2 protein-coding genes are annotated in these 2828 nt (G+C 69.2%); one reads left to right on the forward strand and one right to left on the reverse strand.

The features are described from left to right. Window positions 1-1746 (forward strand): phosphoenolpyruvate carboxylase (ppc, locus tag G3N94_RS40715; protein WP_205799820.1); only part of this gene is annotated, 1746 nt, incomplete at its 5' end. Window positions 1747-1808: 62 nt separating this feature from the next. Here ppc and G3N94_RS40720 read toward each other — a convergent pair. Further along, window positions 1809-2561, reverse strand: coding sequence for a class I SAM-dependent methyltransferase (locus G3N94_RS40720; protein WP_205799821.1), 753 nt, complete (start codon window positions 2559-2561; stop codon window positions 1809-1811). Between the last annotated feature and the right edge of the window lie 267 nt (window positions 2562-2828).

Raw genomic sequence — 2828 nt, forward strand, 5'->3', positions numbered from 1 at the left:
GCCGGGCGCGGCGCGCCGCCGGTGCGCGCGACGCCGTATGCGGACTCCGAGGAATTCGTGCAGGACCTGAAGGTGCTGATGGATTCACTCGCCGAGCATCACGGCGCGTCGCTCGCCGCCCCGCGCCTCGCGCCGCTCGCGCGCGCGGCCGAAGTGTTCGGCTTCCATCTGGCGAGCATCGACCTGCGCCAGAGCTCCGACATCCACGAGGCCGTCGTCGCCGAGCTGTTCGCGCGCGCGGGCGTCGAAGCCGACTACGCGTCGCTCGCCGAGGAAGACAAGCTGCGCGTGCTGCTCGCCGCGCTCGCCGATCCGCGGCCGCTGCGCTCGCCGTACTTCGAATACTCGGCGCTCGCGCAGAGCGAGCTCGGCGTGTTCGAGAAGGCGCGTGCGGTGCGCGCGCAGTTCGGGCCGCGCGCGGTGCGCAACTACATCATTTCGCACACCGAGACGGTCAGCGACCTCGTCGAGGTGCTGCTGCTGCAGAAGGAAACCGGGCTGCTCGAAGGCGCGCTCGGCGCCAAACACGGCGGCGCGAAGAACGGGCTGATGGTGATCCCGCTGTTCGAGACGATTCCCGACCTGCGCGACGCGTCGCGGATCATGCGCGAGTACTTCGCGCTGCCGGGCGTCGAAGCGCTGGTCGCGCATCAGGGCGGCGAGCAGGAAGTGATGCTCGGCTACTCGGACAGCAACAAGGACGGCGGCTTCCTGACGTCGAACTGGGAGCTGTACCGCGCCGAACTCGCGCTCGTCGACCTGTTCCGCGAGCGCGGCATCACGCTGCGGCTGTTCCATGGCCGCGGCGGCACGGTCGGCCGCGGCGGCGGCCCGACCTACCAGGCGATCCTGTCGCAGCCGCCCGGCACCGTGAACGGCCAGATCCGCCTGACCGAACAGGGCGAGGTGATCGCGAGCAAGTTCGCGAACCCGGAGATCGGCCGGCGCAACCTGGAAACGGTCGTCGCCGCGACGCTCGAGGCGTCGCTGCTGCCGCAGTCGAACGCACCGGCGCAATTGCCCGCGTTCGAGACCACGATGCAGGCGCTGTCCGACAGCGCGATGGCCGCATACCGCGCCCTTGTCTACGAGACGCCCGGCTTCACCGACTACTTCTTCTCGTCGACGCCGATCACCGAGATCGCCGAGCTGAACATCGGCAGCCGCCCCGCGTCGCGCAAGCTGCAGGATCCGAAGCACCGCCGGATCGAGGATCTACGCGCGATTCCGTGGGGCTTCTCGTGGGGCCAGTGCCGGCTGCTGCTGACCGGCTGGTACGGTTTCGGCAGCGCGGTCGCCGCGTACCTCGACGGCGCGAAGGACGACGCCGAGCGCAGCAAGCGCCTGGCGCTGCTGAAGAAGATGGACAAGACCTGGCCGTTCTTCTCGAACCTGCTGTCGAACATGGACATGGTGCTCGCGAAGACCGATCTCGCGGTCGCGTCGCGCTATGCGCAGCTCGTCGCGGACAAGAAGCTGCGCAAGCACGTGTTCGACCGGATCGTCGCCGAGTGGGAACGCACGACGCACGCGCTCGCGGAAATCACCGGCCACGACAGCCGGCTCGCGACGAACCCGCTGCTCGCGCGTTCGATCAAGAACCGCTTCCCGTACCTCGATCCGCTGAACCACCTGCAGGTCGAGCTGATCAAGCGGCACCGCGCCGGCGACACCAACGCGCGGCTGCGGCGCGGGATTCACCTGACCATCAACGGGATCGCGGCCGGCCTGCGCAACACGGGCTGATCCGCGCACGGGGTGCGGCGCATGCAGTGCATGGGCCGCGCCGGAACGGCACAGGCCGCGTTTCAGCGCGCGTCGATCAACAGCGCGTCATGTTCGAACGAGCCGTCCGCCTGCACCGCGTAATGGCCGCGCACCTCGTCGGGCGCATGCGCCCACAACGCGCGAATGCCCGTCACGCTGTCGGCCGGCGTGCGGATCCGCGCGACCCACGTGTCGAAATCGATCGGCAGGCGCCAGCGGCTCGCCACCTGCGCGTCGAAACCCGCGTCGCGGAACATCGCGAGCCATTCGTCGGCCCGGTAGTCGCGCACGTGCGACGCGTCGCGCAGCACTTCCGCCGCCTGCAGGTAGGTGTCGAGCAGCGGATGATCGTTGCCGGCGATGTCGATCATCAGCACCCGGCCGCCCGGCTTCAGCACCCGCCGCACCTCGGCGAGCGCGGCACGCACGTCGTGCCAGTGATGCGCGCTCATCCGGCTCACGACCCAATCGAACGTCGCCGCGTCGAACGGCAGCCGCTCGGCCGGCCCGTGGCAGGTGCGGATGTTCGCGAGGCCGCGCTCGCGCGCCGCCGCGTCGACGGTCTCGAGCATCTGCGGCGCGAGGTCGTACGCAATCACGTCGCGCACGTGCGGCGCGACCGCGAAGCTCGCATGGCCCGCGCCGCAGCCGAGATCCAGCACCGCGGCGTCCGGCATCGCGCGCACGGCGTCGGCGAGCGCCTGCAGGTCGGCGCCGGTCGCATGGACCGTGCTCGTCAGGTAGGCGGCGGCCGTCGAGCCGAATGCGTCGGCGACCTGGTCATGATGTTTCATTGGATTCTCCTGTCGGTCAGATGTCGATCGAACCTCGCGCTTTGGTGCCTGGTTCGGTCCGATGCAAAGCTGTTGGCGCTTTGGTGCTTGCCCTGGTCCCGTGCAAAGCCTGGCTGGAACCGCCCGCGCCGGTGCCAGCGGACGCGTGAGCCGTTACAATAGGCGCACGCTTGTACCAGTACAAGTTAAGCAGTTATTCTGGTATTCGATCCACCTGCCTGACGTATTCCGCATGAGCCTTCCGTCCGCCCCCCCCGCTCCGCCGCT

Origin of the sequence: Burkholderia sp. Ac-20353 (genome assembly GCF_017104785.1) — a bacterium.
Lineage (GTDB): Bacteria > Pseudomonadota > Gammaproteobacteria > Burkholderiales > Burkholderiaceae > Burkholderia.